Below are 20,395 nucleotides of genomic sequence, written 5' to 3'. Positions count from 1 at the left end.
TTTACTTCTTTTTAAGTTGTAACTCTTGCTTCCAACTGTATAAAACAGGAACTACAAATAAGGTTATCAACGCAATGAGCATACCTCCAAAACTAGGTATAGCCATAGGAATCATGATATCACTTCCTCTACCTGTTGAGGTTAGTACAGGCAGTAAAGCCAATAGGGTTGTTGCTGTGGTCATTAAACAAGGACGAATACGTTTTGTACCTGCCTCAATTACCGATGCTCTTATTTCTTGTTTTGTTTTAGGTACATTCCTGCTAAAAGTTTGGGTGAGATATGTTGCCATGACTACACCATCATCTGTTGCAATGCCAAAAAGTGCAATAAAGCCTACCCAAACGGCTACGCTTAAATTGACAGGATGCATTTGGAATACCTCACGAAGGTTTTCACCAAAGACATTAATATTTAAAAACCATGTTTGACCATATAACCAAATCATTATAAATCCGCCAGCAAACGCTACAGCTATACCTGTAAATACCATTAATGAGGTTCCAATGGAACGGAACTGAAAATACAGAATTAAGAATATAATGAGTAATGCCAAAGGCACCACGACCGAAAGTGTTTTTTCAGCTCTGATCTGGTTTTCGTAAGTTCCTGTAAATTGATAACTAACACCTTTTGGCACCACTAATTCACCTGAATCTATCTTGGACTGAATAACGTTCTGTGCCTGTTCAACAACTGTAATTTCGGCAAAACCATCTTGCTTATCAAAAAGCACATAACCAATAAGGAATGTGTCTTCACTTTTTATCACTTGAGCACCTTGTTCATATCTTATCTCAACCAATTCTCCTAAAGGAATAGGATTGCCTTGTTCCACTGGAACGTAAATATGTTTTAAATCGGTAGGATTTGCCCGTAACTCTCTAGGGTAACGAACACGAACCCCATAACGCTCCCTACCTTCAACCGTTTGGGTTAATACCATGCCTCCAACAGCCACATTTAATACATCTTGCACATCTTGAATTGATATACCATAGCGCGCTATTTTATCTCTGTCAATGTCAATTAAAAGATAGGGTTTCCCAACAATGCGGTCTGCAAAAACAGCTTCGGTTTTAACACCTTCAACTTTTTTTAAAATATTTTCTAATTCAAATCCGAAAGCCTCAATCTGCTTTAAATCTTGTCCTTTTACCTTAATACCCATGGGAGCCCGCATCCCAGTTTGTAACATAACTAATCGGGTTTCTATAGGTTGTAGTTTTGGGGCAGAAGTAACACCCGGTAGTTTTGTAACCCTCACAATATCCTGCCAAATATCATCAGGTGATTTAATTTCTGGCCTCCAATTGCGATAAAACTCGCCTTTATTATCTGGAATAAGTTGTTCCTTTAAATTAAGAGATTGCCACGCTTCGCGTTGTTCTGCTCGCAATACCATGCCGTTTTTTAGCACATATTCACCTTTATCATTTACTTTATAGCGTTGGCGTTCTCCATGAGCATTCAGCATATATTCTGGTTTATACTGAATCATGTTTTCATACATAGAAAGTGGTGCAGGATCTAATGAAGATGTTACACGACCTGCTTTTCCAACAACAGTTTCAATTTCAGGAATACTAGCTACGGCCATATCTAACTGCCGTAAAACACGTTTGTTTTCTTCAACCCCTGCATGTGGTAAAGAGGTTGGCATGAGTAGAAAAGAGCCTTCATTTAGGGAAGGCATAAACTCTTTGCCTGTACGCTTCATAATTAAAAACCCACAAATAATAAGCCCCGCTGGAATGGATAGAAATAGTATTTTGTTTGCTAATGCCCAATTTAAAATTTGGGTGTAATAGGTTCTAAATATGGTGAAAAGTGCTAATAGACCAAAACAAATGAAACCAACAAAAACAAGGTTCCAAAAAATGCTTTTATCAACTCCCAGAGGCCTCCAATATGTTGCCAGTAGAAATACAATAGACACAGCAGAAATAGTAACATTTGTAAGGTTAGCTTGCTTATCATTAAGTCTATGCTGAAGTTTTAAAACGGCGGTTATTCCAAAAGCAATAAGGACAAGCCCAAGCCAATACCCATAAATGATAGCAACAATACCCAAAAGTATCAAAAGCCCATTGAGAACGTAGCTAAAATGTTTTTTTAAATTTTTCTTCTTAAAAATATACGCTGCAAAAGGAGGTATTAAAAAAAGCGCAACAATAATAGACGCAGTTAATGCGAAGGTTTTTGTATAAGCTAAAGGCCTAAATAATTTACCTTCTGCTCCTATCATAGTAAATACGGGAATGAAACTTATGATGGTGGTTAAAACAGCCGTAAGAATAGCTCCCGAAACTTCAGACGTTGCCTTATAAACTGTTTGATTGGTTGTTGGTTGCTGGTGGTTGCTAGTTACCGATTGTTGTTCTGCCTCATCAAGATGCCGTATAATATTTTCAGACAGGATTACACCAACATCTACCATAGTTCCAATAGCAATAGCAATACCTGAAAGTGCTACAATATTGGCATCAACACCAAACCATTTCATGGCCATAAAAACCATTAATACCGCCACAGGAAGCAACCCTGAAATAAGCACAGAAGCCCGTAAATTAAAGACCATTACGATAATAACCAAAATGGTTATAAGTATTTCTAAAGTTAATGCTTCATTAAGTGTCCCCAATGTTTCCTTAATGAGTTCTGTTCTGTCATAAAACGGTACAATAGTGAGTTGCGAGGTTCTGCCATCTACTAATACCTTTGATGGTAATCCTGAACTTAATTCACTGATTTTAGATTTAACATTGTTTATTACCTCTAAAGGGTTTGCTCCATAACGAGACACCACAACGCCCCCAACTACTTCTGCGCCTTCTTTATCTAGAATACCTCGTCGCTCTTTAGGGGCAAGTGAAACCTTTGCAATATCTTTTATTCTGATAGCTGTAAAATCTTCAGACGATACAACCGTATTTTCTATATCAGAAACAGATTGAATGTAACCCAACCCTCTTACTAAGTATTCGGCTCTGTTTATTTCTATAGTTTGTGCACCTATATCTTTATTACTTGCCTTAACAGCTTTAACAATTTGGTTAAGCCCAATGTTATATTGCCGCATTAATTCAGGGTTAACATCAATTTGATATTCCTGAACATGCCCTCCAATGGAAGCCACCTCTGAAACGCCACTAGCAGAAGATAAGGCATATTTAACGTAATAATCCTGTATACTTCTCAACTCATGTAAATCCCATCCTCCAGTAACATGTCCTTCTTCATCACGCCCTTCTATGGTATACCAAAAAATCTGTCCTAAACCTGTGGCATCTGGCCCCAAAGTTGGGTTAACCTCATCTGGCAACAAATCATTGGGTAAAGCATTTAATTTCTCAAGGATCCGACTTCTGCTCCAATAAAAATCTACATCTTCTTCAAAAATGATATAAATGCTTGAAAAGCCAAACATAGAAGAACTACGAATGGTTTTTACACCTGAAATTCCTAGCAAGGATGTTGTTAGCGGATACGTGATTTGGTCTTCAATATCTTGTGGTGAACGCCCCTCCCATGTGGTAAATACAATTTGTTGGTTTTCACCTATATCTGGAATGGCATCAACAGCCACCGGATTACTTGGCAAAAAGCCTGTATTCCAATTAAAAGGAGCGGTTACTATACCCCAACCAACAAATAATACAAGTAACAAAACTGCTACAAGTTTATTTTCTATTAAAAATTTGATGCTTTTATTGAGCATGATTTTTTGATAATTAAACAATTAGACATTGATGCGAGAAAACATCAGATACAATGCATTACCCATACAGCATAAAGCCATAGGATAACATAGCCTATTGTTTAAAAATCAAATTAAATATGTTTCATCAAGCTTGTAGATGGGCCTGACAACAAGAGGAGGTCTATACGTTCTGAAAGCATTTATACCCTCATCACAACCTTCAAAAAGGTTAAAGTAAGTATATACAAATGAAACAATGAATTGTTGGTGTTCAAGTGTGAGATAATCAATAGATAGTTGCAATTCATCTTGACCTTCTACAACAATCTGTTTATCACTACAACAACTTTTTTTTGTAATAGAACAGCTATTTGTTGAAGGAGTTTCCATGTCCATCCCACAACCTTTTGTCTTTTTAAGAATAGCTGTTTCTACCAATGTGTCTCCACAAAAATGCATATCAATAGTAAATGACAGTGTAGAAAACAATACTACAAAAGCCATAGATAAAGCCATTATTTTATGAAAAATCTGTTTCATTGTAAATACAAAAGTATAAAAAAATCATCAATACTAAGCAGTTACATCTCTTAAGGAAAGATAACAAACCTTATTAACAACCAAAATTTATCTAAATTAAGAACTATTACTGAAATTATCTTAAAGCAGTAAGCACGTTATTTTTAAACCTTTTTAATCACATTTGTTACAATGCCCCAAATAACAAAATTATTATCTTCAGTTACTCTAATAATAGGATAATTAGGATTTTCTGGTTTTAACCAAATACCATCAACATCAACACGTAAGCGTTTTACGGTAAATTCACCATCTAAAAAACAAACGGCTATTTTATTGTTAGCGGGCTCTAAACTTCTATCAATAACCAACAAATCATTATCATCTAGCCCTGCTCCTATCATAGATTGGCCACTTACTTTTGCATAAAATGTACTCTGCTTATTTTTAACCAATTCCTTGTCTAAGGACAAGTAGTGCTGATTTGAAAAATCTTCAGTAGGTGATGGATATCCTGCCGAAATACCCGCATCAAAAAACAATGCGCCTGAATCTTGGGTTTCTTCAGGATTAAATAAGGTTAAGCCATTTATCTTTTTAAGTTTCATTTTCTCTATTTTAATACAATCCGTTTTCTAAATCTTTGATTAATTTTAATTCAACATTTAAGTCTTGAAGCATACGCATTATGCTGCTTAATTTTAATTCATCTTTACTATACTCTTGGGTATTAATACAACAGGTAAACTCCCATAATTCAATAACATCTTCAACCTTTACATTATAAGGTTTATAGGATTTATTATCAGAATGCAACTCTAAACTTCCTTTTTCTTTAATTTTATCATAAACCCGCTTATATACTAAACCATCTTCTTTAGTAAGTACAATATAGGTGCGCCCGTTTTTAATATCTGTAATCGCATCAATAAATCGAGCTACAATAAAAGAACCATCTTTTACAGGTAGCATAGAATCACCGCTTATTGGAAACGCTCTGTGGGTTCCGGTTGGTAAAAAGGGTAACTTTATTTTTTGTAATTGTTCAATATATTCAGGATCTGCATACCCGTGAAGATAGCCTGCCGAGGCTTTAGCAGGAATAATCTCAATCAAATCTTCATCGGTTTCATTTACAGTTATAGGAAATAGCACCCGTTTATTACCTACTTCAATAAATGAAGTATCTGTGGCAGCACGCAAATCATTTTTCACCAAAATATCTATAGGAATATCAAAGTAATTTGACAATTCAATTAATCGATCAATAGGAGGCTCTGAACGCCCTTCTTCATACGAACCAACCATAGAGCGCGTCCACTTTAATTCCTCTGCAAAACGCTCTTGAGAAAACTTTTTTAACACACGCAAATGCTTAATATTGGTTTGAATATACTTCATCATATATAAAATAAAACCTGTTCGTTTTTAACAGTATTTGCTACAAATATAAGCAACAAAAACTACAATTAGTAGCTAATTTTGTTAATCCTAATTTATGTATATCAATTGTCACACATATTACAGCTTACGCTATGGTACTATTAAGCCAGAAGACTTGCTTATGGCTGCTTCAAGACACGGACTTAACACATTAGCAATGACCGACATAAATACCACATCTGCCTGTTTAGATGTTGTGCGTTTATCAAAAAACTATAATATTAAACCTGTTTTAGGGGTTGATTTTAGAAACGGTGCTCAGCAACAATTTATCATGCTAGCCAAGAACAACAATGGCTTTCATAATATCAATGTATATTTATCAAACCATCTTCACCATGCTAGCTCAAACATACCAAACCAAGCACCACTCCTTGAAGATACTTTTGTTATTTATCCCTTTCAAAAAGGAAAAAATTTCAATTTAAAAGCAAACGAATTTTTAGGGGTTAAACCAACCGATATTAATATGCTTAAGTTTTCAACGTGGTACAGGCTACAACATAAACTTGTAGTCTTACAAACCGTGTCATTTCAAAACAAAAAAGGGTTTAACACCCACCGTTTACTACGTGCTATTGACAATAACACCTTGTTAAGCAAGCTTTCTAAAACAGAAGAAGGCAGTATAAATGACATGATGCTACCCTATGATGAACTTTGTAACATTTATCAAGAATTTCCAAGACTCATTAACAACACGCAACTCCTACTAAACCAATGTAATATTGATTTTGATTTTTCACAACAAACACCAAACAATCAAAAATCATATACCGAAAACGAAACAACCGATTACAAATTACTAGAAACATTGACTTACAAGGGTTTGGCATACCGCTATGAAAACCCTGACACAACCATCTATAACCGCATAAAGAAAGAATTAAACATCATCAAAAAAAAGGGTTTTGTTTCCTATTTTTTAATCAACTGGTGCATTTTAAAATACGCGCGCAGCAAAGGCTATTTTTATGTTGGGCGCGGTAGTGGTGCAAACAGTATTGTTGCTTACTTGTTGCGCATTACTGATGTAGACCCTATAGAGCTTGATTTGTATTTTGAACGTTTCATTAACTTATTTCGGCAAAACCCACCTGATTTTGATATTGATTTTTCGTGGACAGACCGTGATGACATTACCAATTTTATCTTTAAAACATTTAAAAACGTTGCCCTTTTAGCTGTTTACAATACCTTTAAATTTAAAGCTTCTGTACGTGAATTAGGCAAAGTATTTGGCTTACCAAAAGCTGAAATGGATTTACTTACTAGAGGACGCTACAATAAGAATGACTTAGACAAGTTATCGCGCCTTGTTCTCACCTATAGTGAACACATACAAGGATTTCCAAATTATTTAAGCATTCATGCTAGCGGCATCATCATTTCAGAAAAACCTATTCATTATTACACCGCTACGTTTTTACCTCCAAAAGGCTACGCTACCACACAGTTTGACATGGTTGTTGCTGAAGATATTGGGCTATATAAATTTGATATTTTAAGTCAGCGTGGATTAGGAAAAATTAAAGATACTGTTGAGATTGTAAAATACAACCACCCTAACAAACCGCCTATTGATATTCACGATATAAAAAGATTTAAGACAGATGAAAACATTAAACATTTACTAAGAAACGCAAAAGCCATTGGTTGCTTTTATGTAGAATCTCCTGCCATGCGCATGCTATTAAAAAAGCTACAAGTTGACACCTATTTAGGCTTAGTAGCTGCCAGTTCTATTATTAGGCCTGGTGTTGCTAAGTCTGGAATGATGCGTGAATATATTTTGCGCTACCGCTACCCTAAACGCATAGAAAAAGCACATCCCGTATTGTTAAAAATTATGCCTGAAACTTTTGGCGTTATGGTATATCAAGAAGATGTGATTAAAGTGGCTCACCTATTTGGAGGATTAACCTTAGGAGAAGCCGACAAACTGCGACGAGGCATGTCTGGTAAATTTCGTTCACGTGATGAGTTTATAGCTGTAAAACAGCTGTTTTTTACCAACTGCAGAAAAAAAGGAGAACCTGAAACATTAATACACGATGTTTGGAATCAAATAGAAAGTTTTGCGGGTTATGCCTTTGCAAAGGGGCACTCGGCATCCTATGCGGTTGAAAGCTACCAAAGCTTGTTTTTAAAAGCTTATTATCCATTAGAATATATGGTAGCTACTATCAATAATTTTGGTGGATTTTACAGAACTGAACTCTATGTTCATGAAGCTAGAATGCACGGTGGCAATATTGAACCGCCCTGTGTAAACCACAGCTTTTCTGAAACCATTATTAAACAGCAAACCATTTACTTAGGCCTCATGTTTTTACAGGCTTTTGAGTCTAACACCATAAAAAAAATCATTTTTGAGCGGCAACAAAATGGCCTTTATACAAGTTTAGACGATTTTATTAATCGCGTTCCTATTTCTATAGAGCAAATAAGCATTCTTATAAAAATCAATGCTTTTCGTTTTACACATGTTAACAAACGTGAGCTACTTTGGGAAGCACATCTTAAAATAAGTAAAACCACCATAAAGCATCCTGTTGCTACCTTATTTAAAACTGAAAAAATAAGCTATAAAACACCCCAACTTACCAGTTCTGCTTTAGAAAATGCTTTTGATGAAATAGAACTATTAGGCTTCCCGTTGTGCAATCCGTTTCTCCTGTTAGAAACGCCATCATCAAATACTTTACGAGCCAAAAATCTTATTAAATTTCAAAATAAAACCATAACTATTGAATGCTATTTGGTAGCTACAAAAAACACCAAAACATCTCATAATAAAACCATGCAATTTGGCACATTTCTAGACTATGATGGTGATTTTATTGATACTGTTCACTTTCCGCCTGTAGCAAAAAAATATCCTTTTAGAGGTAGAGGCATTTATACAGTTACAGGTAGAGTTTTAGTAGAGTTTGATTGTGTAAACATTGAGGTGTCACGCATGGAGCACGCCGCTATTATTGAAGACCCTAGATATGCAGTAAATTCATCAAATACAACATTTCAAAACAAAAAGAGCTTTAAGGACCATAAAACCAATCGTCTCTCACCAATGGTTTCTAAAAACACACAACATACTTAAACCTTGTAATTACCTATGCATAATAACCGCGCTATAGTACACATGGATTTAGACACTTTTTTTGTGTCTTGTGAACGCTTATTAGATAGTCGTCTTAACGGCAAACCTGTACTTATTGGTGGCACTTCCGATAGAGGTGTAGTAGCATCTTGCAGTTATGAAGCCAGACAGTTTGGCATTCATTCTGCTATGCCCATGCGTATGGCTAAAATGCTGTGTCCTGAAGCCATTGTGCTTCGTGGAAACTCTGGTATTTATACCAAATTTTCAAAAAATGTAACTGATGTTATAAAAGAAACAGTTCCTTTATATGAAAAAACATCCATTGATGAATTTTATATAGATCTTACCGGAATGGATAAATTTTTTGGGTGCCATAAACTAGCTTCTGAATTAAGACAACGTATTATAAATGAAACTGGCTTACCCATTTCATTTGGCTTATCAATTAACAAAACCGTTTCTAAAATTGCTACTGGAGAAGCTAAACCCAACAACCAAATACAAATTTACAAAGGCCATGAAAAGCCGTTTTTAGCCCCCTTATCTGTAAAAAAAATCCCTATGGTTGGCAATGTAACATATAAAGCTTTATGCGATTTGGGCGTAAAACGCATTAAAACTGTACAAGATATGCCCATGGAACTTATGCACAGAGTATTAGGAAAAAATGGCTTAAGTATTTGGAAAAAAGCCAATGGTATAGATAACAGCCCTGTAATACAATATCATGAGCGTAAATCTATTTCAACAGAACGCACTTTTAACAAAGACACTACAGATGTTTATAAACTAAGAGGTATTATTATTGCTATGACCGAAAATCTGGCTTATCAATTACGTCGCGGCAATAAGTTAACAGCCTGCATTACCTTTAAAATAAGATATTCTGATTTTCAAACCTATACACAGCAACAACGTATTCCGTATAGCGCTATGGACCACTCTATTATTCCTGTGGTTTTAGATCTGTTCAAGAAATTATACCACAGACGCTTACTTGTACGGTTAATTGGCGTAAAGTTTAGTCATTTGGTAGAAGGTGGTCATCAAATTAATTTATTTGAAGACAATGAAAAACACTTACACCTTAGTCAAGCTATTGATAAAATGCGAGAACGGTATGGAGACAGAGCGGTTATTAATGCCGCTGGTATGGAAGCGAAAAGTATTAGCAGATGGAACCCCTTTACAGGAGAACCTCCACCTCTATTAGCTAATAGACGGAGGTAAAACAATTACTTTTTCTACATTTACAATATGAAAGAAAACATGATTATTACCGAGAAACAGCGCCCTCTATGGCAAAGGGTAATTGCCGCTTTGTTCTTCACCGCAGCCATTGCCCTACTTATATACACATTTTATAACGCTAATTTTAGTGATAAAAACCTAATTAATATTGGGCACAACTTAAAATCGGTAATTTATGTCATGGGGATTGGAATTGGTTTTTCCTTTCACAAAAGTATTTACATTGATTTAGATACATCAAAATTTAGATCAACCGTTGAAATTGGTCCCATAAAACTAGGTCAATGGAAAGTCATTAATAATTATGAATATGTATCCGTATTTCACCAACCATTAAGTGATGGTGACAAAATATATGAAGTCAACTTATGGTACAATAAAAACCAACATTGGGAACTTTATGAAAAATACGATTACAATGAAGCCCTTGTAATAGCATTTGAATTATCAGAACGTTTAAACATTGATTTGTTAGATGCCACAACCCCAAACAATTACAAATGGGTTAACAAAACAGCCACTAAAAACAACAAAACATTAGTCTACTTAGACTAGTCTATACTAAAACAACTTTCCTTTTTCAACAATAGAATAGCCCATACGCTTGTAACTCACTCTGGTTCCGTTAGCACAAAAAACATAAGAGCCTTTTGTTCTGTCTTCAGTCACCGCTAATAAAATCACATCATCAACATCACATTTATAATCTTTAGCAACCCGTTTTTTAATATGCTTTATAGTGGCTCGTCCTCGCTTTAATTGCTTTTGAAGGTTATTGTCTAGTGCAGGCTCTACAAAATCAGCTTCCAAGGAACAGGTTTTACCCGTTTTCACCTCGGTTTCTGCAAGAGCAGCCTTTACATTACTTTGTTCGGGTGCTTTTAAATCAATATATTCCCAAGTATAATCGGCCTTTAATAAAATACGCCGACCATCTTCAAGCGTTGCAATATGATTGTCTTGAGCAAAACAAAAACAAGACACAAAACATAAGATTAAAAATACAGGTGTTTTCATAGCCAAAATTTATAGTATTAACATGCTTTCAAAAATACAATTTAAAAAGAACACTCATTCTTAAAACAATACTAATCTCTTGATTTATTTAGACATGTCTTTTACTATCTTTACCTTATGTTTCCTAAAAAACTACATCATAAACTAGAAGAACGCGAGGCTTCTAATGCCCTAAGAGCATTAACAACGCCTACGCATTTGATTGACTTTTCATCAAACGATTATCTGGGTTTTGCAAAAAACAAAACCATCTTTAAGCAGGCACATGATTATTTAAACGGGCACGGTATAACTCAAAATGGTGCCACAGGTTCTCGTCTATTATCGGGTAATCATGCGTTGTATCCCCTTCTTGAAAATAGCATTTCAAATGTCCATAATAGTGACGCTGCTTTAATTTTTAATTCGGGGTATGATGCCAACATTGGTTTCTTTTCAAGTGTACCTCAACGCGGCGATATTATTTTTTTTGATGAATATATTCACGCCTCTATTAGAGATGGTATTTCCATGAGTCATGCTAAATCTTATAAATTTAAACATAATGATTTGGTGCATCTTGAAGCATTATTAAGACGTATACCCAAAGATCAAAATATTTATGTGGTTACCGAATCTGTATTCTCTATGGATGGTGACACACCCAATTTAAAAGCACTTTCAAAACTTTGCATCACAAATAAGGCGCTGTTGATTATAGATGAAGCACATGCTATTGGAGTTTTTGGTAATAAAGGTGAAGGACTTGTGCAACACCTAAAATTAGAAGCATCTGTTTTTGCCCGATTAATAACGTTTGGAAAAGCCATGGGATGTCATGGTGCAGCTATTTTGGGCAGTGCCCCTTTAAAACAATATTTAATTAATTTTTGTAGAAGCTTAATATACACTACGGCATTACCACCGCATAGCTTATCAACTATTCATGCGGCCTATAACGAACTGTTTGTATCTCATAGCAAGCAACAGTTACATCAAAACATTCTTCATTTTAAGAACGGTATCTTAAAACATAAGCTTCAAAACGCATTTATTGAAAGTCATTCTGCCATTCATTGCTGTATTGTTTCTGGTAATGACAGGGTAAAAACCATAGCAAAAACACTTCAAAACAAAGGCTTTGATGTTAAACCTATTTTATCTCCAACCGTACCAAAAGGTCAAGAACGCTTACGCTTTTGCTTACACAGTTATAATACAGAAACAGATATAGAACATGTACTCCAGCTTTTATCCTTAAATTTAAATCCATGAGTAATACTTTTAAAACTATTGCACGGTTTCAATATACAACAGAAGCTCAAATTATTAAGGGGCGACTGGAAGCCGAAGGCATTCAAGTATTTCTTTCAGACCATGTAACCATTGATACCGATCCACTGGTAAGTCAAGCTATTGGGGGCGTGAAATTAAAAGTACTATCTCAGGACGCTTTAAAGGCACAATATATACTTGAACGCATTAATAAATATGCTATTGATGATGAAGAAACACCCTTAAAATGTCCAAATTGCGGACATTCAAAAATAGGTATTTACTCTACAATTAATACCTTTAAATCACTTGTTGCTTTTATTATTGGATTTATCTTTGCAGCGCTTCCTTTTCACACCAGACACCTGTACCGCTGTGAAGATTGCAAAACCGAATTCAATTTAAAATGAGTACATATTTTATAACAGGAATTTCAACCGATGTAGGTAAAACAGTAGCCTCTGCCATAATTACCGAAGCCTTAAAGGCCGACTACTGGAAACCTGTGCAAGCGGGCGACTTAGACAATTGTGATACCCAAAAAGTAAAACGCTTGGTATCTAACTCAAGGTCTAAATACCATCCAAATGCCTATGCATTAAAAACCGCTATGAGTCCGCATGCCGCAGCTGATATTGACGGGATTTCTATAGACATAGAACACATAACCCCTCCCAAAACAGACAACCATTTGGTCATTGAAGGCGCTGGCGGCTTATTAGTCCCATTAAATGATAAACACACGGTATTTGATATCATTAAGCCAAACTATAAAGTTATCGTGGTTTCAAGGCATTATTTAGGCAGTATTAATCATACGTTATTAACCGTTAATTTGCTGAAAAAAACAGGTTTTGATGTCTATTTGCTTTTCAGTGGTAATAAGCATAAATCAACCGAAGATATCATTAAAAAAATGACACAGGTTCCCGTTATTGGCAGAATTAATGAAGAGCCTTATTTTGACCAAAATGTAGTAAAGGAATATGCCGAATTGTTTAAAAACAAATTATGACACTAAAAGAACGTGACCAAAAACACCTTTGGCACCCGCTAACGCAACATAAATTGCATCCTGAGTCTATTGCTATAAAAAAGGCTAAAGGTTGTATTCTGACGGATGAAGATGGTAATGACTATATTGATGCTATTGCTTCGTGGTACACCTGTATGTACGGCCATTGTAACACATACATTACCAACAGGGTTTCAGAACAAATGAAACAACTAGACCAAGTTGTTTTTAGTGGTTTTACACATGAACCCGCCGTTAAACTTTCGGAAGCTCTAATGGACATACTTCCTGATAATCAAAATAAAATATTTTTTAGCGATAATGGGTCAACATCAGTTGAAATTGGCTTAAAAATGGCCTTACAATACCATTTTAACACTAATGACAAACGAGATACCCTCATTGCCTTTGAAGGCGGTTTTCACGGCGATACCTTTGGCGCCATGAGTGTTTCTGGCTTATCTGTATACAATGGCCCTTTTGAAGACTTCTTTCTACAAGTAAAGCGCATTCCTGTCCCTAATGGCCATAATCACCAAGAGATTTTAAGCCTTCTCAAAACCATTATTGCAAAGCATCAGGTAGCGGGGTTTGTTTATGAACCTTTAGTGCAAGGTGCCGCCGCCATGAGCATGCATAATGCAGAAGGTTTAAATGCCATTTTAGAATTTTGTAAAGCTCATAACATCATCACTGTAGCCGATGAAGTGATGACCGGATTTGGCAAAACAGGTAAGCATTTTGCCTCACTACACCTTAGTACCAAACCAGATATTATGTGCCTTAGTAAAGCCCTAACTGGCGGCCTACTCCCTATGGCGCTTACCACTTGCTCACAACATATTTACAACGCATTTTACAGTGACAATATGAGCAAGGGACTATTTCACGGCCACACCTATTCTGCAAACCCATTAGCTTGTACAGCCGCCTTAGCTAGCATTGAATTATTACAATCACAAGACATTCAAAACAACATAAGCCGCATCATAGAATCCCATCAAACCTTTGGCGAAAAAATAAAACAACACCCCGAGGTTAAATCCGTTAGGCAAACAGGAATCATTTTTGCGCTAGACCTAAATATTGAAATGGAACGCTATGGCAATATGCGTGATCAACTCTTTAAATTCTTTATGAATCATGGGGTGTTTTTACGTCCGCTAGGCAACACCATATACATTCAAGCTCCATTTGTAATTACCCCTACCCAGCTCAACACGGTATATCAAGTTATTGAAAAAGCACTCAATACTTTTTAAGGCGTTACCGCAAGGGTCGAGGCTATCCGCTATATCTTTTTAATTTTTCCGAAAATTAAAAAGGATGCCGCTTCTATCCCTAACGCATAAGTATTACTTTTGCCGTTCATATTATACATGATAATGTACATCAAACATTAACATGATTAAATTTTGAAACAACATTTATGAATACCCCTATTTCAATAACCGCTATAGCATCCATTTCTGCATTGGGTAATTCGCCTAAGCATATTTGGGAAGGTTATTTAAATAACAAACATCATTTCACAACAAAAACAGTTTCAAAACAACCCGTGGTGGTGGCTCAAATTCCGCCAGATGTCCTAAAAGACATAGAAATACTCAAACAATCCGATCCTAAATACAAATCACTTGACCATTCGGTTTTATACGCTATTTACACATCAAGAAAAGCCGTAAAACAAGCTGGCTGGCAATCAACAGATCATTTTGGAGTAAACATAGGTTCCTCAAGAGGTGCCACAACACTTTTTGAAAAGTATTATGACGCATTTCTTGAAAACAATAAAGCCGAAACTCTTAGCTCACCAACAACAACACTAGGCAACATTGCCTCATGGGTAGCGCATGATTTACAAACTAACGGACCAGAAATAAGCCATTCTATTACCTGTTCAACGGCATTACATGCCATGCTCAATGGCATTGCTTGGATAAATGCAGGTATGTGTTCTAAATTTTTGGTAGGTGGTAGTGAGGCTCCTTTAACACCATTTACCATTGCACAAATGCAAGCCCTTAAAATCTACACCAAGCAAAACACCAATTTTCCGTGTCGCGCTTTAGATTTTAACAAAACTAAAAACACCATGGTTTTAGGTGAGGGCGCCGCCATGGTATGTTTAGAAGCTGGCCGCCCAACAAATGCTTTAGCAACTATATCAGGTTATGGTTACGCTACAGAGGTTTTAAAACATAATATCTCCATTTCAAGTGATGCAAAATGTTTTCAAAAATCTATGAAAATGGCCTTAGGCAACATTAACCCTGATGAAGTTGATGCTATTGTCATGCATGCACCAGGCACCATAAAAGGTGATCTTTCAGAATTTAAGGCTGTTGAAAAAATATTTTGTAACAAAAGGCCTTTTTTAACTACAAATAAATGGAAGATAGGTCACACCTTTGGCGCATCCGGAACGCTAAATATTGAACTCGCTGTATTCATGTTACAGTATCAAAAATGTATTGGTGTACCATATATAGACAACCCTAAACCTCCTAAAAAGCTGAACCATATTCTTGTAAATGCTGTTGGCTTTGGAGGAAATGCCGTTTCTATTTTACTTTCAAAATAACGTTGTAAGATTATACAAAAAGTCTTACATTTAGTACCAAATAGCTAAAGCACTATTCCGTAGTACAAAATATCTATTTGGCATAATTCTTTAATCTTTTAAATTTTAAAACTATGGAGTGGTACTCAAGTTTAGAACTTTTTCCAAAGATTTTTTGGAGCATTGCACTTTTAGGATCGCTAGTTTTTATTTTAGTAATTATTACCACGTTTATTGGTGGTGATTCTGGCGATCTTGACACCGATGCTGAAATTGATGCCGATACCGGTATTGGTTTTCAATTCATCACTTTTAAGAACTTAATAGGCTTTTTCACTCTTTTTGGCTGGACAGGCATAGCCTGTATTGATGCAGGATTATCAAAACCTATAACCATTATTATTGCGTTGCTTGCAGGCCTCATTATGATGAGTATCATGGCCGCTATGTTTTATTACATGCGTAAACTTAATGATAGTGGCACATTAGTGTACAAAAACGCCATAGGTGGTGTTGGTGAAGTGTATTTAACCATTGGGGCTAAACGCTCTTCAATAGGAAAAGCACACATACGTATTCAAGGCGCATTAAGAGAACTTGAAGCGCTTACAGATGCCGAAACCGACTTAAAATCAGGAACTGTTATTACCGTAAAGTCGGTAACTAAAAACGGTATTTTAATTGTAGAACAACTTAACTAAAAAAAGATATGTTATCCATTTCTTCATTACAAGCCTTTAATATAGGCTTTCCAATGGCTATTATAGCTGCTGTATTTTTTGTATTTGTTTTTTTTATCATCCTTGTTAGACGCTATAAACGTTGTCCTTCAGACCGCATTTTAGTAGTTTACGGTAAGGTAGGCGGCGGGCAATCAGCCAAATGTATTCATGGTGGTGCTGCTTTTATTTTTCCAGTGATTCAAGATTATGAATTTCTTGATTTAACACCAATTTCAATTGAAGTTAATCTGGTCAATGCCTTATCAAAACAAAACATTCGTGTTAATGTGCCCTCTCGTTTTACCATTGGTGTATCTACCGAACCTGGGGTAATGCAAAATGCGGCCGAACGTTTATTAGGCCTTTCTATGAGCGATGTGCAAGAACTAGCCAAAGAGATTATTTTTGGGCAATTACGTTTGGTAGTAGCCTCTATGGATATTGAAGAGATTAACTCAGACCGTGATAAGTTTCTTACAAATATTTCACAAAGTGTAGAATCTGAACTTAAAAAAGTAGGGTTAAAGCTTATTAACGTAAACATTACTGATATTGTTGATGAGTCTGGATATATAGAAGCGCTAGGTAAAGAAGCGGCTGCTCACGCCATTAATGCGGCTCGAAAATCGGTTGCCGAGAAAAATAGAGACGGATCAATTGGTGAAGCCAATGCGGTTCAAGATGAGCGCACTCAAGTAGCCGAACTAAATGCTATGGCTAAAATAGGCGAAGCTAATGCCATGCAAAATGAAAGAACGCAAGTTGCTGCGGCCAACGCTCAGGCTAAAATAGGCGAAGCTAATGCCAGTCAAACGGAGCGTGTTCAAACCGCAAGTGCTATTGCCTTAGCTAAAATTGGGGAGGCCGAAGCCTTAAAAGAAGAACGCATTAAAACATCCGAAGCTAATGCACGTGCTATTGATGGAGAAAATATTGCCAAAATTTCTATTGCAGAATCGGATGCCAAACGTAGAGAGCGTGAGGCGGAAGCAGAAAAAAGAGCTATTGCTGCTGAAAAGGTTCAAGCAGCAAAAGCCTTGGAAGAGGCCTATGCAGCCGAGAAGAAAGCAGAAGAAGCTAGAGCAGACAGAGAACGTTCATCACAATTAGCAGATATTATTGTTCCTGCAGAAATTGATAAACGTAAAGTAGAAATTGACGCCGAAGCGGAAGCAGAAAATATAAGGAGAATTGCAAAAGGTGAAGCCGATGCTATACTTTTAAAAGCACAAGCTGAAGCTGAAGGTTTATATGAAGTATTAACCAAACAAGCCGCTGGTTTAGACCAAATAGTTAAAGCAGCCGGTAATAATTCAAAAGATGCCGTTCTTTTACTAATCGCTGATAAATTACCTGAATTAGTTAAAACACAAGCCGAAGCCATTAAAAACATTAAGATTGATAAAGTTACCGTTTGGGAAAATGGAGGTTCTAAAGATGGGAAATCATCAACGGCCAATTTCTTATCGGGTATGTATAAATCCGTTCCGCCATTACAAGACATGTTTAATATGGCAGGCATGCAATTACCCGAGTACTTAAGTGGTAAAGAGGTAGAGAGTGACAATCCTAAAACGAAACCTACGCCTCCTACATCTGATACCAAAAATAACGATTCGCAACCTGAAGCATAACAAAATCATCCGCTAAATAGCGGATGATTTTTTTTCAATACTTTTACACATATACCTAAAAACATTGTGCTATGAAATCTATTTTAACCTTTCTTGCATTACTTCTGTTTCTAACACCAATTTTATTAATAGCCCAACCAGACCCTGATATTTTTGACAAATTTGAGTCAAAATTCTACAATATTGATGGCTACAATATCAATGTTGAAATAAAAGGATCAGGAGACCCTATTTTCTTTTTACCTGGTGGCCCAGGAAATTCTCATGATTACATGCAAGGTTGTTTTGGGCACTATTACAAAAACAAAACTGTAGTATTTTTTGATTTTTTAGGTAGAGGCAAAAGTGATGATGCCAAAAACGTTTCAGAATACTCAGTTGAAAATGATGTTGCACTTATTGAAAAACTTCGCGTATTACTAGATTTTGACAAAATTTCACTCGTTGGACATTCCTACGGCACTGTACCCGCACAGGCCTATGCCATAAAGTACCCTAATCATGTGAATCAAATGATGCTTATTAGCGGGTTTCACTCAGGGGCCATGTGGCAAGCAAACTGTGATAGTTATAACCACTATGCTAAAACCCATTTCCCTGAAAAGTGGCAACAAGTAGATTCCCTTCGTGCTTTAGGCTATGTATCAAGTCAGGAGCCCCTAAAAACGCTTTACGGCAATTTTCCAACCAAATACATCTATTACCATAACACGAAAATTCAATCGAACCGACCAAAAACGAAATACCGAAATTGGAACAATGATGTGTATACTACCATTATAGGTATTGATGGCGATTTTGATGTGTCTGGTAGCATGATTAACCAAGACTATAGGCAACAACTAAAACATGTAAAGGCTAAAACACTTATTGTAGCGGGACGATATGACGGGGTTTCAACGCCAGAGTTCAATGTTCAATACAAAATATTCATGCCTCAAGCCCAATTTGTCATGTTTGAAGATAGTGCACACAACCCTTATTTAGAGGAACCCGATAAATTTTATACCCTATTTAATACTTTTTTCAATATAAAATAGGTTATTTTTGAGCCAAATTTTGAATTTGATTTTATGAGCGAGACTAGACACAACTGGACGAAAGAAGAAATTTTAGAAATATACAACAAACCGTTCATGGAATTGCTCTATGAAGCAGCTACGGTTCATAGATTGCATCACGACCCTAATGTAGTGCAAGTATCTACGCTATTATCTATAAAAACAGGAGGTTGTTCTGAAGATTGTGGTTATTGTCCGCAAGCTGCGCGTTATCACACAGATATTGAAGGTAATGATTTAATGTCTGTACAACAGGTAAAAGCACAAGCGTTGCGTGCTAAATCTACAGGAAGCTCTCGTGTGTGTATGGGTGCCGCATGGCGAAATGTAAAAGATGGCGAAGAGTTTGATCAAGTTTTAGAAATGGTAAGAACCATTAATAAACTAGATATGGAAGTTTGCTGTACCTTAGGCATGGTTACTGAAAATCAAGCCAAACGCTTAGCCGAAGCTGGCTTGTATGCTTACAATCATAATTTAGACTCTTCAGAAGAATATTATAAAGAAGTGATTTCAACACGTGGCTATCAAGATCGTTTAGACACTATTGACAATGTACGTAAAACCAATGTTACCGTGTGTAGTGGTGGTATTATTGGTATGGGCGAAAGTATTGAAGACCGCGCAGGTATGCTTGTAGCACTTTCAACCTTAAATCCGCAACCAGAGTCTACCCCAATTAATGCTTTAGTGGCTGTTGAAGGCACGCCACTTGAAGATCAAAAACCCGTATCAATTTGGGACATGGTGCGCATGGTAGCAACAACCCGAATAGTTATGCCTGAGACGCAAGTGCGCTTAAGTGCAGGCAGAACGCAAATGACTAGAGAAGGTCAGGCTATGTGTTTCTTTGCTGGAGCAAACTCCATTTTTGCGGGCGATAAATTATTAACTACACCAAACCCTGATGTGAATGAGGACATGGAAATGTTTGCAGTTTTAGGTATGAAACCACAAAAACCGTTCACTAAAAAGGTTCAGCCTAAAACAGTTGAAGCTGCAGAATCTCAATTCGAGGCTTTAGGTGAAAAACCAAAATGGACTCGCCCAGAGCATATTATTGAGCGTAACGAGGCTGCAAAGGCCAAAGCAAAAACGCTTAAATAA

At 36.3% G+C, this 20,395-nt stretch carries 17 protein-coding genes; 12 read left to right on the top strand and 5 right to left on the bottom strand.

The window, feature by feature from the left end:
* Position 1: 1 nt before the first annotated feature.
* The 4 genes from KFZ70_RS05880 to KFZ70_RS05865 form a co-directional block, all read right to left on the bottom strand.
* Positions 2–3,721 (bottom strand): efflux RND transporter permease subunit, encoded by a 3,720-nt coding sequence (locus KFZ70_RS05880; RefSeq protein WP_139694432.1) that lies wholly within the window; start codon positions 3,719–3,721, stop codon positions 2–4.
* Between the two features lie 108 nt (positions 3,722–3,829).
* Entirely contained in the window at positions 3,830–4,243 is a 414-nt protein-coding gene (locus KFZ70_RS05875) for an HYC_CC_PP family protein (RefSeq protein ID WP_139694433.1), read from the bottom strand.
* Positions 4,244–4,386: 143 nt separating this feature from the next.
* The gene (locus KFZ70_RS05870) at positions 4,387–4,830 is read right to left on the bottom strand and encodes a LexA family transcriptional regulator (protein ID WP_139694434.1); all 444 of its coding nucleotides are present in this window, start codon (positions 4,828–4,830) and stop codon (positions 4,387–4,389) included.
* Positions 4,831–4,840: 10 nt separating this feature from the next.
* A complete protein-coding gene (locus tag KFZ70_RS05865) occupies positions 4,841–5,623 on the bottom strand; it encodes a LexA family transcriptional regulator (RefSeq protein ID WP_139694720.1) in 783 nt (260 codons plus the stop codon).
* A 97-nt stretch (positions 5,624–5,720) separates the two neighbouring features.
* Between KFZ70_RS05865 and KFZ70_RS05860 the strand changes: the two genes are divergently transcribed.
* From KFZ70_RS05860 to KFZ70_RS05850, 3 genes are read left to right on the top strand one after another with little or no spacing between them, the layout of a single operon-like run.
* Positions 5,721–8,768 carry a DNA polymerase III subunit alpha gene (locus KFZ70_RS05860; RefSeq protein ID WP_139694435.1) on the top strand — a complete coding sequence of 1,016 codons (3,048 nt, stop codon included), beginning with the start codon at positions 5,721–5,723 and terminating at the stop codon, positions 8,766–8,768.
* Between the two features lie 15 nt (positions 8,769–8,783).
* Positions 8,784–10,001 carry a DNA polymerase IV gene (gene dinB / locus KFZ70_RS05855; RefSeq protein WP_139694436.1) on the top strand — a complete coding sequence of 406 codons (1,218 nt, stop codon included), beginning with the start codon at positions 8,784–8,786 and terminating at the stop codon, positions 9,999–10,001.
* Positions 10,002–10,028: 27 nt separating this feature from the next.
* Positions 10,029–10,577 carry a hypothetical protein gene (locus KFZ70_RS05850; RefSeq protein WP_139694437.1) on the top strand — a complete coding sequence of 183 codons (549 nt, stop codon included), beginning with the start codon at positions 10,029–10,031 and terminating at the stop codon, positions 10,575–10,577.
* Positions 10,578–10,583: 6 nt separating this feature from the next.
* On the opposite strand, the gene KFZ70_RS05845 is transcribed toward KFZ70_RS05850, so the two are convergent.
* On the bottom strand, positions 10,584–11,039 hold the full coding sequence (locus tag KFZ70_RS05845; RefSeq protein WP_139694438.1) for a DUF3157 family protein: 456 nt from the start codon (positions 11,037–11,039) through the stop codon (positions 10,584–10,586).
* A 117-nt stretch (positions 11,040–11,156) separates the two neighbouring features.
* Between KFZ70_RS05845 and KFZ70_RS05840 the strand changes: the two genes are divergently transcribed.
* From KFZ70_RS05840 to bioB, 9 genes are all read left to right on the top strand, one after another.
* The gene (locus KFZ70_RS05840) at positions 11,157–12,293 is read left to right on the top strand and encodes an 8-amino-7-oxononanoate synthase (RefSeq protein ID WP_139694439.1); all 1,137 of its coding nucleotides are present in this window, start codon (positions 11,157–11,159) and stop codon (positions 12,291–12,293) included.
* On the top strand, positions 12,290–12,703 hold the full coding sequence (locus KFZ70_RS05835) for a putative signal transducing protein (protein WP_139694440.1): 414 nt from the start codon (positions 12,290–12,292) through the stop codon (positions 12,701–12,703). The genes KFZ70_RS05840 and KFZ70_RS05835 overlap by 4 nt, the downstream gene beginning before the upstream one ends.
* Entirely contained in the window at positions 12,700–13,308 is a 609-nt protein-coding gene (gene bioD, locus KFZ70_RS05830; RefSeq protein WP_139694441.1) for a dethiobiotin synthase, read from the top strand. The genes KFZ70_RS05835 and bioD overlap by 4 nt, the downstream gene beginning before the upstream one ends.
* Positions 13,305–14,570: an adenosylmethionine--8-amino-7-oxononanoate transaminase gene (gene bioA / locus KFZ70_RS05825; protein ID WP_139694442.1), complete on the top strand. Its 1,266-nt coding sequence runs from the start codon at positions 13,305–13,307 to the stop codon at positions 14,568–14,570. The genes bioD and bioA overlap by 4 nt, the downstream gene beginning before the upstream one ends.
* Positions 14,571–14,737: 167 nt before the next feature.
* Positions 14,738–15,892, top strand: a complete 1,155-nt coding sequence (locus KFZ70_RS05820) for a beta-ketoacyl synthase N-terminal-like domain-containing protein (RefSeq protein WP_139694443.1) — start codon at positions 14,738–14,740, stop codon at positions 15,890–15,892.
* Between the two features lie 113 nt (positions 15,893–16,005).
* The gene (locus KFZ70_RS05815) at positions 16,006–16,572 is read left to right on the top strand and encodes a hypothetical protein (protein ID WP_139694444.1); all 567 of its coding nucleotides are present in this window, start codon (positions 16,006–16,008) and stop codon (positions 16,570–16,572) included.
* Between the two features lie 8 nt (positions 16,573–16,580).
* Entirely contained in the window at positions 16,581–18,227 is a 1,647-nt protein-coding gene (locus tag KFZ70_RS05810; protein WP_199240629.1) for a flotillin family protein, read from the top strand.
* 71 nt (positions 18,228–18,298) lie between these two features.
* The gene (locus KFZ70_RS05805; protein ID WP_139694445.1) at positions 18,299–19,267 is read left to right on the top strand and encodes an alpha/beta fold hydrolase; all 969 of its coding nucleotides are present in this window, start codon (positions 18,299–18,301) and stop codon (positions 19,265–19,267) included.
* Between the two features lie 33 nt (positions 19,268–19,300).
* Positions 19,301–20,395 carry a biotin synthase BioB gene (gene bioB / locus KFZ70_RS05800; protein ID WP_139694446.1) on the top strand — a complete coding sequence of 365 codons (1,095 nt, stop codon included), beginning with the start codon at positions 19,301–19,303 and terminating at the stop codon, positions 20,393–20,395.

It is taken from the genome of Allotamlana fucoidanivorans (genome assembly GCF_045788535.1).
GTDB lineage: Bacteria > Bacteroidota > Bacteroidia > Flavobacteriales > Flavobacteriaceae > Allotamlana > Allotamlana fucoidanivorans.
Note: the sequence above shows the minus strand (reverse complement) of the source record. Positions and strands in the feature narration are given on the sequence as shown.